Raw genomic sequence first — 13,790 nt, 5'->3', positions numbered from 1 at the left:
TATCTGTTTTTATTGGAGGTTGTGTGATGTCTCAAAATGATGTGTCAACATTGACAGAGATAATGACCCGCTTTACCGGGTACGTTGGCAAACGCCTGCCAACTGATGTCATCAAGAAACTGGAAGAATTACGCAGTAAAGAAAAAGATGAACTGTCGCTTGCCAAAGTGGTTTATGACTCGATGTTTGAAAACCAGAAGCAAGCAGATCTATTAGACAGACCCTGTTGTCAGGATACCGGTGTTATTCAGTATTTTATTACAGCAGGATCGGCATTCCCTTATTTGGGCGAGCTGGAAAGCATATTACAGACGGCTACTGAAGAGGCCACTAAAAAAGCGCCATTGCGCCATAATGCGGTCGAAACCTTTATCGAGAAAAATACCGGTACTAACACCGGATCGCGTATTCCGTGGCTCGATTGGGAAATCATTCCTCATGATGATAGCTGCACCATTGAAGTCTATATGGCGGGGGGCGGCTGTTCATTGCCGGGTGCCGCGAAAGTGCTGATGCCGGGCCAGGGCTACGAGGGCGTTAACCAGTTTGTGTTCGATGTGATCACCTCTTACGGCGTGAATGCCTGCCCGCCGCTGCTGGTTGGCGTCGGGGTATCCACGTCTGTGGAAACGGCGGCGCGTCTGTCGAAAAAAGCGATTCTACGCCCGGTGGATTCGTCTCACCCCAATGCCGATGCGGCGAAGATGGAGAAGTTGCTGGAAGAGGGGCTGAACAGCGTGGGCCTGGGACCGCAGGGGTTGGGCGGCGCTTCATCGGTGATGGGCGTCAACATCGAGTCCTCAGCGCGCCACCCCTCCACCATTGGCGTGGCGGTGTCGACCGGATGCTGGGCGCACCGTCGCGGCACCATCCGTTTCTCCGCTGATTTGTCCTATGAAATTCTTTCCCATAAAGGCGCCGTACTATGAAAAAAGTGCTTACTACCCCGATTAGCGATGAAGCGCTGGCCGAATTGAACATTGGCGACGTGGTGTACCTGACCGGTACGTTGGTGACCTGTCGCGACGTTGCCCACCGTCGTCTGATCGAATTGGGCCGCGAATTGCCGGTCGATCTGCGCGGGGGCGCTATTTTTCACGCCGGGCCGATTGTGGTGGAAAAGGACGATGGCAGCTTTGAAATGATCTCCATCGGGCCAACCACCAGCATGCGCATGGAAAAATTCGAGAAAGAATTTATCGAACAAACCGGCGTGAAGCTGATTGTCGGTAAAGGTGGTATGGGGCCGAACACCGAAGAGGGCTGCAAAACTTTCAAAGCGGTACACGCGGTGTTCCCCGGCGGCTGCGCGGTGCTGGCCGCGACCTGCGTTGAAGAGATTGAGGATGCCCAGTGGCGCGATCTTGGCATGCCGGAGACGCTGTGGGTAAACCGGGTGAAAGTGTTTGGCCCGTTGATTATCTCTATCGATACCCACGGCAATAACCTGTTCGAGCAAAACAAGAAGGTCTACAACGCGCGCAAAGCGCCGGTGATTGCGGCCATCAACGAGCAGATTCGCTTTATCAAATAAGTTCTGGCGCCCTGCGCCACCCTGAAACACTGAAGGTAACCCATGAAACTGGCAAGTTTTATTAACCCGGAAACCCAGAGAAAGACCTACGGGCGTATCGATGCCGACGGCATCATCGATCTGGGACGTCGTTTTTCCGACACCTATGCGGATATCCCCGCCGTACTGCGCGCTGGCGCGTTGAAAGAACTGGGAGCGGTGCAGGGCGCGCCGGATTTTCGTTTTGAACAGGTCACCTTTTTACCGGTGATCGAGCAGCCGGGAAAAATCCTGTGCGTCGGCATGAACTACATGGAAAAACGCATCGAGTTTCAACAAACCGTTGATGCGCCGACCCTGTTTATCCGTTTTGCCGATACGCTGTCTGCCCACCGTCAGCCGCTGATGAAACCGGAATCGAGCAACGAGTTTGACTATGAAGGTGAACTGGCCGTGGTGATCGGTCAGCACGCTGATAACGTCAGCGGTGAGAACGCGCTGGACGTGGTAGCAGGCTACAGCTGCTTTATGGATGGCTCGGTGCGCGATATGCAATACACCTGGTTTACCTCCGGCAAAAACTGGCGGCATACCGGTGGATTTGGCCCCTGGATGGTCACCGCTGATGAGATTGGCGATCCGCAACAGCTGGATATCAGCACCTTTCTCAATGGTGTGCGCGTGCAGCATGACACCACTGGCAATATGGTGCGCTCCGTGGCGGAGCTGATTGCCTACATTTCACGCTTTACGCCGCTGGCACCGGGGGACGTCATCATCACGGGTTCACCGGGTGGCGTGGGGAAAAAGCGCACGCCGCCGCTGTTTATGAAAGCCGGTGATGTGGTGGAAGTCGAAATCAGCCAGATAGGGCGGCTGGTGAATACGGTGGCCGCAGAGCGTGAAGTGTTGGCCTACGCCTGAGGCGGCTCGGCTCCCAGAGAAGACTGGGAGCCTGTACGCTAAAAGTGTGTCCAGTTCTCCCGGCTACCCTGCGGTAGCGGGAGTGCGTGCCCTGAAGGGGGACTCTGCGGCATGGTGTGGGGCGCTAATGCCTTATCGCTTGAGGCAATGCGGAACATTTGCATCAGTGATACCAATTGGGCGGCCTGATCGTTCAGGCTTCCGGCCGCGCTGGCCGACTGTTCGACCAGCGCAGCGTTCTGCTGTGTCACGCGATCGAGCTGATTGATCGCGCTGTGAACTTGCTCAATGCCCGATTCCTGCTCCCGCGTGGTTCCCCCGATGGTGGCGATCAAATGGGCGACCTCACTTGCCTGCGCCACTAACGCTGCAATGGTGCTGCCCGTCTCTTCAACCAGCGTAGAGCCGGCATTAACAGTTTCTACGCTGTTATGGATCAGCGTTTTGATTTCCTTGGCGGCGGAAGCGGAGCGCTGCGCCAGCGAGCGAACCTCACCGGCAACCACGGCAAAGCCGCGACCTTGTTCGCCCGCACGGGCGGCCTCGACGGCGGCGTTCAGCGCCAGAATGTTGGTTTGAAATGCAATGCCGTCAATCACGCCGATAATATCGCTGATTTGGCCTGAACTGGTGGTAATGGCTTTCATGGTTGCCACGATCTGGTTAACGGCTTCTCCGCCTTTTTCCGCCGTGGCGCTGGCCTGGTTGGCGAGCTGTGCGGCACTGTGCACTGCATCGGCGTTTTGACGCACCGCCTGGCTTATCTCTTCCATCGCGGCGGCGGTTTGCTGCAAATTAGCCGCCTGTTCTTCCGTGCGCTGACTCAGATCGGTACTGCCGATGGCAATTTCGTTGGAGCCGGTGGCGATGGATTCGCTGCTTTGCCGTACCTGCTCCACCATGGCGCTCAGACTGTTGCGCATGGTGTTCATGGCGGCCAGCATGCTGCTGCTGTCGTTAGGGCGCAGGGCAATCGCTGCGGCTAAATCCCCTTGAGCGACTTGCTGGGTAATGAGGGTTGCATAGGCCGGCTCGCCACCCAGCTGTTTTCTCAAGGTATAGGCTATCAGAAACGCAATCAGCGCACCCAATCCCGTTGCCAGCAGCGCCAGAATCAACATCAGGTTTCCGCCATTATTAGCCTGCGCGATGGCTTGCTGGGCCAGCTTGATCGCCTGATTTTTTTGCAGATCAATCATATCATCCAGCGTTTTGAACACCGGTAATTGTGCGCGCCGCATTTCGTCCAGCTTCATTTTTTCTTCCGGGTTATCGCTGAGTTCCCGGGCTACCGCTTCTTTCACCGCGTTCATATACGCGGGACGAATTTTGGCCAACTGCGCCAATAACGCCTTTCCAGCAGGGAGCGTGGCGTTGTCATTCAGCGTCTCCAGAAGCTCGGTATTGCGGGCAATCGTGGTATCAATCACCTGCTTCTCTTCCTGTTTACGTGCACGATCCTGATACAGCGCCATATTGCGCACTGAGCGGGCGACAGCATCGAATCCGGTTTTTAATTCCTGAGTGAGTAACAGATTATTAAGTGAACGGTTGGCGAGCAGTTCCATATCATTGCCCAGTGATATCAACTGAGAGCGGCCAAGAATGGCCACGCACAGGCTGATGATAATCACTGACGCAAAGCCCGAGCCCAACATGGTGCTGACTTTCATCGTTTTAATAAATCGCATAAGTGTCCCTATTCCTTATATACCCGTCATACTTCAAGTTGCAGATGCGTTGGCTGCGTCCGTTATTCGGCCCATCCCTGGGCCTCACCTCTTACGAGGCCGCCGCAAGCGGCGTTCAAATCTGCTCCCGGCAGATTTGTCACCCGAATCACTTACCTGAGTAAGCTCATCGGGATTCATTCACTTGCCGCCTTCCTGCAACTCGAATTATTTAGGGTAAAGCGTCCTGATGTGTGGCTGCGTCCTTAACGCGCGTCTTGTGCGTGATTATTAATGGATATGTGCTGAAAAGATAAGCGTGAGAAAAATCGGTAAATAATAGAATGGGGCATCAGCTTGGGTTAATGCTGAAAGATATTGTGCTGTATTAAGGAAAATATTTTCCCGTGTACGGGCTCACGGCCCATTTAATTTTGCTTAGTAAGCGACAATATAAATTATCAAAAAAACGTACTTTTCATTGGTGCGAAGCTCCCGCCATGACATACCGTGTCGGGAGCCACTGTGATTAGGTTAGAAACGTTCCCACTGTGCGCCCTGCGTTAGCCTGGGCGTTGGTGTTACGCGGGTTTTTATTGGTGCCTCGGGCGGTAACGATTGGCGTGGTACCTGATTGTCTGCGCGCAAGCGAAATACGCGCATCAAATCAACCAGGTTGGCCGACTGCTCGTTAAGGCTGTCGGCGGCGCTGGCTGATTCTTCCACCAACGCGGCGTTTTGCTGTGTCACCTGATCGAGCTGTGAAATCGCATCATGAATTTGTGCGATGCCCGATTCCTGTTCCTGCGTGGTAACGCCTATTTCGGCAATCAGATTGGCGACGTTGTGCGCCTGACGCACGGATGCCTCAATGGTTGCGCCCGCATGCTCAACCTGCTGCGAGCCGCTATCCACCTTCTCAACGCTGTCGTTAATCAGCGTTTTGATCTCTTTGGCCGCAGACGCTGAACGTTGCGCCAGTGAGCGAACTTCCCCGGCAACCACGGCGAAGCCGCGCCCTTGCTCACCGGCGCGCGCCGCTTCTACCGCAGCGTTCAGCGCCAGAATATTGGTCTGAAAGGCAATGCCGTCAATGACACCGATAATATCGCCGATCTTGCTGGAACTGGCGGCGATATCCTTCATGGTAGACACAATATGGTTGACGGCTTCACCGCCCTGGGCGGCCGTGCTGCTGGCCTGATTAGCTAATTGCGTGGCGTTGCGAACGGTCTCGCCGTTTTGGCGTACCGTTTGGCTAATCTGTTCCATGGCGGCGGCGGTTTGTTGCAAGCTGGCGGCCTGCTCTTCCGTGCGTTGGCTGAGATCGGCACTGCCTGCGGCAATCTGGCTGGAGCCTGTTGCGATGGCTTCGCTGCTTTGACGCACCTGATCCACCATGTCGCTCAGGCTGTTGCGCATCTCGTTCATCGAGGCCAGCATACTGCGGTCATCGTTGGCACGCAGCGTAATCTCCACTGCCAGATTGCCTTGGGCAACCTGCTGTGCAATGTGGGTCGCATAGGCAAGCTCACCGCCCAGTTGTTGGCGCAGCGTGCGGGTGACCAGAAAGGAGACCAATGCTCCCACCAGCGCCGCCACGATAGCCAGCGCCAGGATCAGATTTCCGCCCCGGTCGGCCTGCGCGATAGCGCCCTGGGTCGTTGCCAACGCCTGCGTTTTCTGCACCTCCACCATGCTGTCCAGCGCGGTAAATACCGGCTTTTGCGTAGGCACCATGCGATTGAGAATGGTGTCCCCGGCGCGTGCATGTTCAGCGGGATCGTCGGAGAGACCCAAGGCCAGTGCCTCGTTAACCGCCTGTATGTAGGCCGGGCGCGCTTGGTTAAGCTGTTCCATCGATTGTCGAGCCGCAGGCGTCGACAGGTTTTTATCCAACGTAGCTAAAACGGCGGTGTTGTGGGCGATCCGCTCATCAACAAGCTGTTTTTCCTCCAACCTTTTTTGCCGGTCCGGCTGTAGGGCGATGTTGCGCACAGTACGAGCGACACTGTCAAAGCTGCTTTTCACATCCTGAATCAGCAGCAGATTGGCCAGTGAGTCGCTGGAGAGCGTCTCCATATTATTTCCCAGGGATACCAGTTGTGACCGCCCTAAAATGGCGACCAACAGACCGATAATAATGACGCCGCTAAAGCCCGCGACTAATAGGGTGCCGATCTTCATGGTTTTTATAATGCGCATAACGCTCCTTAATTAAACAATTTCCTGTGGGATGCGAATTTCTGTAATGCCGTATTTACGCCATAGGGGGAGGGATGCTTTATGCAGATAGCGGCCGTGGGGCACGCTATTTTTTTGTTGGGCGAAATAACGCGCCATTATTAGGAATATTTCAGGAAAAATAAACGGCTAAAAAGAGGTAAGTGTGCAGGTAAGGGGAATAATACTGACTGATAGGTTACCGATTTATTTTCTTTTTGTTTTGTGATTTTGTTATTGATGTAATCAAATACTCCTTTAATTTGACTTAAGAAAAAAGAATGACGCTTTCGCGCAAGGGGGATTCAGTATCACGTTGGCGGTATTTTTTCTCTGGTATGTCGCGGTGAGCGATGCCGCCGATGAGGGCGACATCGCAGCGTGGTGCGGTTATTTATATCCCAGCGCTATGGGGGTTGCTGAGGTACGTGGTGACGCGCGGTACTGGAATGCGCCACCCTCTACCTGAAAGGCGCTCATCAGTTCGACCAGATGGCGCGCCTGATCGTTCAGGCTCTCCGCCGCCCCGCTGGATTCCTCCACCAACGCCGCGTTTTGTTGCGTGACCTGATCCAGTTGGGTGATAGCATCATTGATCTGGTGGATGCCAGAACCCTGCTCCCGGGTGGTGACACCAATCTCATCAATCATATCGGCCACATGGCGCGACTGACGTACTAATTCATCGATGGTTGCTCCGGCATCGGTGACCAGCTTCGAGCCGGTTTCTACGCGGCTAACGCTGTCTTGAATCAGGGTTTTGATCTCTTTGGCCGCTGATGCCGAGCGCTGTGCCAGCGAGCGAACCTCGCCTGCCACCACGGCGAAGCCGCGGCCTTGCTCCCCGGCGCGCGCCGCTTCCACCGCGGCGTTCAGGGCCAGAATGTTGGTCTGGAAGGCAATCCCGTCGATCACGGTGATAATGTCGCTGATTTTGTGGGAACTGTCGCGAATGTCGGTCATGGTGCGCACGATATTGCCCACCGCCTCTCCACCTTTGGCGGCGGTGCTGCTGGCGGTGTTGGCAAGCTCGGTGGCGGAGCGTACCGTATCGGTGTTTTGCCGCAGCGTCTGGTTGATTTGCTCCATCGAGGCCGCCGTTTGTTGCAGGCTGGCAGCCTGCTCTTCGGTACGCTGGCTGAGATCGGTGCTGCCTGCGGCGATTTCACTGGCACCGGTCGAGATAGACTCGCTGCTTTCCCGCACCTGAATCACCAGTTTGCTCAGGCTGTCGCGCATATGGTTCATGGCGGCCAGCAGGCTGCTGTTATCCGCGTCGGCGAGCGTTACCGGAACGGCCAGATTACCCTGTGCAATCTCTTGCACCACCTGCATGGCGTAGATCGGCTCGCCGCCCAGCAGCTTTTTAATATGGCGAGTGATAAACCAGGCGATAACGGCGGCTAACAGGGCGGAGAGTGCCGCGAGGATCAGCAGACTGTTACCATCCTCTTCCGCTTCAGCCACGGCGTTGGTCGCTATCTGGGCGGTGAGATCTTTTTGCAGCTGGATCATGGTGTTGAGGTTGCCAAACATGGCGGTTTGCACCGGTTCCAATTGGCCTTTAACCAGTATGGCCGCTTCCGCCTGACGGTCGGTCAGGGTCATACCAACGGCTTCACGCCCGAGTTTGGCAAAGGTAACACGGTTTTGTTGCAGTTCGCTCAGAATGGCGCGCACTTCTTTCGCGTGCAGATTGGCTTCCAGTTTTTCCACTAACTTGCCGTTTTGCGCGCTGGTTTTTTCGATCAATGCCTGGCTGTCGCTCAGCTCTTTTTTGTCTGTCATCAGCAGCATGCGCAGTGTGGCTTTAATGGTGACGTTCAGGTTGTCTTTCAGCTCCTGTAACACAAACAGGTTATTCAGATGCTGTTTGGCGAGGCCGTCGGTAGTTTGGCCCAAACCGGCGAGGTGCATGCGGCCAAAGCCCGCCACCAACACGCCGATAATGATCACGGCAGCAAATCCACTACCGAGTAATGTTCCCAACTTGATGTTGCGTATGCGCTGCATAGGTTCCCCATTTTTTTTCGAGTTTGTCGGTAAAGCAGGTTCGCTGTGTGTTTTCACGCGGTAATGAGTAAAAAAACAGATGATTACTTTGGTATCGGCACCCTGCCGGTAAACATTTATCCCGATTCGCGATATGAGCCACAAATCTTGTCGGTAATTCTGCTACGTGAGCGTGACGGTCAGGGTGTCATGCGGGTGTCATCGTTTGGTTATCTTGCTGTCATCCGTCCGTGCCATGTTACCCCTCGACCAAGATACGCACCCCTTTGCACAGGTGCTCACCTTTATGGCAGGAGACAGGCATGTTTAACGCGCTTAAGACACGGACGCTGCGTAATGCGGCGGTTCTGGTGGCGCTGACGTTGGCGTATCACGCTAACGCTCACGCGGTTACCGAGATCCCTTTCTGGCATTCAATGGAAGGCGAACTGGGAAAAACGGTGGACTCACTGGCGACGCGTTTTAACCAATCGCACCCCGATGTCAAAATTGTGCCGGTATACAAAGGCAACTATGAGCAGAGCCTGGCGGCGGGCATCGCGGCTTACCGCACCGGTAACGCGCCCGCCATCCTTCAGGTGTATGAAGTGGGCACCGCCACCATGATGGCGAGCAAGGCGATTAAACCGGTGTATCAGGTATTTAAAGATGCCGGAATCGACTTTGATGAGAGCGTGTTTGTGCCGACCGTCTCCGGTTACTACGCCGACGCGAAAACGGGACACCTGCTGTCACAGCCGTTCAACAGCTCAACGCCGGTGCTTTACTACAATAAAGACGCCTTCAAAAAAGCCGGGCTGGACCCGGAACAACCGCCGAAAACCTGGCAGCAAATGGCGGAGTACACGGCCAAGCTGCGCGCAGCGGGCATGAAGTGCGGCTACGCCAGCGGCTGGCAGGGCTGGATTCAGATTGAAAACTTCAGCGCCTGGCACGCGTTGCCGATCGCCAGTAAAAATAACGGCTTCGACGGCACGGATGCGGTGCTGGAATTCAACAAGCCGACGCAAATCAAGCATATCCAGCTGTTGCAGGACATGAACAAGAAAGGGGACTTCACCTACTACGGCCGTAAGGACGAGTCGACCGAGAAGTTCTATAACGGTGATTGCGCCATTACTACCGCATCGTCCGGTTCGTTGGCGAATATCCGCGCGCATGCCAAATTCAACTATGGCGTAGGAATGATGCCGTATGACGCTGAGGTGCCGAACGCGCCGCAGAACGCCATTATCGGCGGTGCCAGCCTGTGGGTGATGGGCGGCAAAGACGATGCCACTTACAAAGGCGTAGCGCAGTTTATGCAGTTCCTGGCGCAGCCGGAAATGGCCGCCGAATGGCACCAGAAGACCGGCTATCTGCCGATCACCACCGCCGCGTATGAGCTGACCAAACAGCAGGGTTTCTATGAGGAGAACCCCGGTGCGGACATTGCGACGCGTCAGATGCTGAACAAGCCGCCGTTGGCGTTCACCAAAGGGCTGCGCTTAGGCAATATGCCGCAGATCCGTACCATCGTGGATGAAGAGCTGGAAAGCGTCTGGACCGGTAAGAAAACGCCGCAGCAAGCCTTGGATACGGCGGTTGAGCGCGGCAACGTACTGTTGCGTCGCTTCGAGCAGTCCACCAAGTAAGGTTGCAGGCACTTTGTCCTACACCCACCGTCATTCCCGGCTCCCCTCCCGTCATCCTCGGCGAAAGCCGGGGATCTCTGTGATGATAAACGCGTTTCTTCGGCAAGAGATTCCCGCCTTCGCGGGAATGACGGTGATAGTAGGGCGGCTTGTCAGCAACCCCAGGGCGACATCTGTCGCCCTGTTTTCCCCTTCTTTGATTGAGTATGTTGCATGACCTCATCCCGCCCTGTCTTTGGCCGTAGCTGGTTACCTTATGCGTTAGTGTTTCCCCAACTGGCTATCACGGTGATTTTCTTTATCTGGCCTGCCGGTCAGGCGCTGTTGTATTCCACGCAACGCCTTGATCCCTTTGGGCTCTCCAGCGAGTTTGTCGGCCTCGAAAACTTCCGCCACCTGATGAGCGACAGCTACTATCTGGACGCCTTCTATACCACCATGGTGTTCAGTTCTCTGGTAACGGTGTGCGGCATGAGCGTGTCGTTACTGCTGGCGGCGTTGGTGGATTATGTGCTGCGCTGTCGCCGCCTTTACCAAACCCTGTTTATTCTGCCTTACGCGGTGGCTCCAGTGGTGGCGGCCGCGTTGTGGATGTTTTTGTTCAGCCCCGGCGGATTAATCACCTATGGCTTAAGCCAGTGGGGTTATGACTGGAATCACGCCACTCACAGCGGCCAGGCGATGTTTCTGGTGGTGCTGGCGTCCATCTGGAAGCAGATAAGCTATAACTTTCTGTTTTTCCTGGCGGCGTTGCAGTCCATCCCGCGCTCTCTGGTGGAAGCGGCGGCCATTGATGGCGCAGGCCCGGTGCGCCGTTTCTTCAATCTGGTGCTGCCGCTGATCTCGCCCGTCAGCTTCTTTCTGCTGGTGGTCAATCTGGTTTATGCCTTTTTCGACACCTTTCCGATTATCGATGCCGCTACGGCGGGTGGGCCGATGCAGGCTACAACCACCCTGATTTTCAAAATCTACCGTGAAGGGTTTGCCGGTCTGGATCTCTCCAGCTCTGCGGCGCAGTCGGTGGTGTTGATGCTGCTGGTGGTCGGATTGACAGTCCTTCAGTTCCGCTTTGTGGAACGCAAGGTCAATTACTAAGGGGTGCACCGATGATTGAAAATCGTCGCGGGCTGGATATTTTCAGCCACTTGATGCTGGTAATCGGCGTACTTGCCATTCTGTTTCCGCTCTATGTCGCCGTGGTGGCGGCAACGCTGGACAATCAGGCGGTGTTTCAAACGCCGATGACGCTGATCCCCGGCACGCAGCTGTGGGACAATCTGGTGTATGTCTGGCACCACGGTGCCGGTTCGAACAATGCGCCGTTCGGCAAGATGCTGTTCAACAGCGCCGTCATGGCATTAGCCATTACCTTCGGCAAAATTACCGTCTCGATTCTCTCTGCTTACGCGATTGTCTACTTTCGTTTTCCGTGCCGCTCGTTGTTCTTCTGGATGATTTTTTTAACGCTGATGCTACCGGTGGAAGTGCGTATTTTCCCGACGGTGGAAGTGATCGCCCATTTGAACATGACGGACAGCATGACCGGTTTGACACTGCCGCTGATGGCGTCGGCTACCGCCACCTTCCTGTTTCGGCAGTTTTTTATGACGCTGCCGGATGAGTTGATGGAGGCGGCACGCATAGATGGTGCCAGCCCGATGCGTTTCTTTTTCGATATGGTGTTGCCGCTCTCGCGTACCAACCTGGCGGCGCTGTTTGTGATTACCTTTATTTACGGCTGGAACCAGTATCTCTGGCCGCTGCTGATCGTCAACGACGTTAACCTTGGCACCGCAGTGGCCGGGTTGAAAAGCATGATCGCCTCTGGCGATGTCGCCACCCAATGGAACCACGTGATGGCGGCGATGTTGATGACGTTGTTGCCGCCGCTGTTGGTGGTGCTGTTGATGCAGCGCTGGTTTGTGCGTGGTCTGGTGGATAGTGAGAAATAAGACGATATGGCAGGTTTAAAACTTCAGGCCGTCACCAAATCCTATGACGGTAAAACACAGGTGATTCAGCCCATCGATCTGGATGTGGCGGATGGTGAATTTGTGGTGATGGTCGGGCCTTCTGGCTGCGGGAAATCAACCCTGCTGCGCATGGTGGCCGGATTGGAACGCACCACCAGCGGTGATATTTATATCGATGGCGAACGGGTGACCGAGCGGGAGCCGAAAGATCGCGGTATCGCCATGGTGTTCCAGAACTATGCGCTGTACCCGCACATGAGCGTCTATGACAACATGGCCTATGGGCTGAAAATCCGTGGCTTTGGTAAGTCGCAGATCCGCCAGCGTGTTGAAGATGCTGCGCGTATTCTCGAGCTTCTTCCGCTGTTGCAGCGTAAACCGCGCGAGCTTTCCGGCGGGCAGCGTCAGCGGGTCGCCATGGGCCGCGCGATCGTGCGTGAACCCGCGGTATTTTTGTTCGATGAACCGCTCTCCAACCTGGATGCTAAACTGCGTGTGCAGATGCGCCTTGAACTTCAGCAACTGCATCAGCGCCTGCGCACCACCAGCCTGTATGTCACGCACGATCAGGTGGAAGCCATGACACTGGCAGAGCGCGTGATTGTGATGAACAAAGGGATTGCCGAGCAGATTGGGCCGCCGACGGAAATTTATCGCCGTCCGGCCTCGCTGTTCGTCGCCAGTTTCATCGGCTCTCCGGCCATGAACCTGTGGGCCGGGCGCATCAGCGATGACGGCACGCAGTTTATGTTCAGCGCGGAGTTTGTCCTACCGTTACCGGTGGCAAAACCCGAGTGGGGCGGGCGGGCATTGACGCTGGGCGTCAGACCGGAGCATATTCAGTTGACCACGCGTGAGGCGGGTGGCATACCGCTATTGCTGACCACCCTCGAGCTGCTGGGCGCGGATAACCTGGCGCACGGTGCATGGGGGGAACAGCGGGTAGTGGTGCGCCTTTCTCATGAACAGTGCCCGGCGCGCGGCGATACCTTGTGGCTGGCCCTGCCGCCGCAGGCGTGGCATTTCTTTGATACTGAAAGCGGATTGCGGGTGGAATAATGGAAAAACAGTGGCCTTATCCGGCGGTTGTCGCCCATCGTGGCGGCGGTGCCTTGGCACCGGAGAACACGCTGGCCGCCATCGACGTGGGAGCGCATCACGGGCATAAAATGATCGAGTTTGATGCCAAGCTCTCTCAGGATGGCGAAATCTTTTTGCTGCATGATGATACGCTGGAAAGAACCACCAACGGCTGGGGCGTGGCGGGCGATTTGCCCTGGGATAAACTGGTCGGGCTGGATGCGGGTGGGTGGTACAACAAACAATTTGTTGGTGAGCGCTTACCTCTTTTGTCCGACGTGGCGGCGCGTTGCAAGCAGTACGGTTTAGCGGCCAATATCGAGATCAAACCCACTACCGGGCAGGAAACCCTGACGGGGCGCATCGTCGCGCAGGCGGCGGCACAGTTGTGGCGCGACCATCCGATTGAGCCGCTGCTCTCCTCTTTCTCTGTTGAAGCACTGGCCGCCGCGCAGCAGGCGGTGCCAGCGCTGCCGCGCGGGCTGTTGCTGGATGAGTGGGACGAAGATTGGCTGCGTCTGACGCGCGATCTCGGCTGTGTTTCCATTCATCTCAACCATGAACTGCTGGATGCGCAACGGGTGGCGCTGCTGAAAGCGGCTGGGCTGCGCATTTTGGTTTATACCGTGAACGCGCCGGCGCGCGCGCGCGATTTGCTGGCCTGGGGCGTTGACTGCATCTGTACAGACCGGATAGATTTAATCGGCGCGGAATTTGTCGCCGGCTAAATCCGCCCACATCCCCTGAGTGATGCTCAGGG

11 protein-coding genes are annotated in these 13,790 nt (G+C 55.8%); 8 read left to right on the top strand and 3 right to left on the bottom strand.

The window, feature by feature from the left end; translation table 11 throughout:
- Positions 1-26 precede the first annotated feature (26 nt).
- From ttdA to J5069_RS17960, 3 genes are read left to right on the top strand one after another with little or no spacing between them, the layout of a single operon-like run.
- A complete protein-coding gene (gene ttdA / locus J5069_RS17970) occupies positions 27-929 on the top strand; it encodes a L(+)-tartrate dehydratase subunit alpha (protein WP_264626550.1) in 903 nt (300 codons plus the stop codon).
- Positions 926-1,534: a L(+)-tartrate dehydratase subunit beta gene (ttdB, locus tag J5069_RS17965; RefSeq protein ID WP_264645159.1), complete on the top strand. Its 609-nt coding sequence runs from the start codon at positions 926-928 to the stop codon at positions 1,532-1,534. The genes ttdA and ttdB overlap by 4 nt, the downstream gene beginning before the upstream one ends.
- A 42-nt stretch (positions 1,535-1,576) precedes the next feature.
- Positions 1,577-2,437, top strand: coding sequence for a fumarylacetoacetate hydrolase family protein (locus J5069_RS17960; protein ID WP_264645158.1), 861 nt, complete (start codon positions 1,577-1,579; stop codon positions 2,435-2,437).
- A gap of 38 nt (positions 2,438-2,475) precedes the next feature.
- Here the strand turns inward: J5069_RS17960 and J5069_RS17955 are convergent, their stop codons facing one another.
- From J5069_RS17955 to J5069_RS17945, 3 genes are all read right to left on the bottom strand, one after another.
- A complete protein-coding gene (locus tag J5069_RS17955; protein WP_264645157.1) occupies positions 2,476-4,128 on the bottom strand; it encodes a methyl-accepting chemotaxis protein in 1,653 nt (550 codons plus the stop codon).
- A gap of 513 nt (positions 4,129-4,641) precedes the next feature.
- Positions 4,642-6,312, bottom strand: coding sequence for a methyl-accepting chemotaxis protein (locus J5069_RS17950; RefSeq protein WP_264645156.1), 1,671 nt, complete (start codon positions 6,310-6,312; stop codon positions 4,642-4,644).
- Positions 6,313-6,720: 408 nt separating this feature from the next.
- Positions 6,721-8,343 carry a methyl-accepting chemotaxis protein gene (locus tag J5069_RS17945; RefSeq protein ID WP_264645155.1) on the bottom strand — a complete coding sequence of 541 codons (1,623 nt, stop codon included), beginning with the start codon at positions 8,341-8,343 and terminating at the stop codon, positions 6,721-6,723.
- Between the two features lie 302 nt (positions 8,344-8,645).
- Between J5069_RS17945 and ugpB the strand changes: the two genes are divergently transcribed.
- From ugpB to ugpQ, 5 genes are all read left to right on the top strand, one after another.
- The gene (ugpB, locus tag J5069_RS17940) at positions 8,646-9,977 is read left to right on the top strand and encodes a sn-glycerol-3-phosphate ABC transporter substrate-binding protein UgpB (protein ID WP_264645154.1); all 1,332 of its coding nucleotides are present in this window, start codon (positions 8,646-8,648) and stop codon (positions 9,975-9,977) included.
- A gap of 213 nt (positions 9,978-10,190) precedes the next feature.
- Positions 10,191-11,072, top strand: coding sequence for a sn-glycerol-3-phosphate ABC transporter permease UgpA (ugpA, locus tag J5069_RS17935; protein WP_264645153.1), 882 nt, complete (start codon positions 10,191-10,193; stop codon positions 11,070-11,072).
- Positions 11,073-11,083: 11 nt separating this feature from the next.
- On the top strand, positions 11,084-11,929 hold the full coding sequence (gene ugpE / locus J5069_RS17930; RefSeq protein WP_264645152.1) for a sn-glycerol-3-phosphate ABC transporter permease UgpE: 846 nt from the start codon (positions 11,084-11,086) through the stop codon (positions 11,927-11,929).
- 6 nt (positions 11,930-11,935) lie between these two features.
- The gene (locus tag J5069_RS17925) at positions 11,936-13,009 is read left to right on the top strand and encodes a sn-glycerol-3-phosphate import ATP-binding protein UgpC (protein WP_264645151.1); all 1,074 of its coding nucleotides are present in this window, start codon (positions 11,936-11,938) and stop codon (positions 13,007-13,009) included.
- On the top strand, positions 13,009-13,758 hold the full coding sequence (gene ugpQ, locus J5069_RS17920) for a glycerophosphodiester phosphodiesterase (RefSeq protein WP_264645150.1): 750 nt from the start codon (positions 13,009-13,011) through the stop codon (positions 13,756-13,758). The genes J5069_RS17925 and ugpQ overlap by 1 nt, the downstream gene beginning before the upstream one ends.
- Positions 13,759-13,790 lie beyond the last annotated feature (32 nt).

This window comes from Candidatus Symbiopectobacterium sp. NZEC127 (genome assembly GCF_025962675.1).
Taxonomy (GTDB): Bacteria; Pseudomonadota; Gammaproteobacteria; order Enterobacterales; family Enterobacteriaceae; genus Symbiopectobacterium.
The sequence above is the reverse complement of the archived record's forward strand: the minus strand, read 5'-3'. Positions and strand labels throughout refer to the sequence as shown.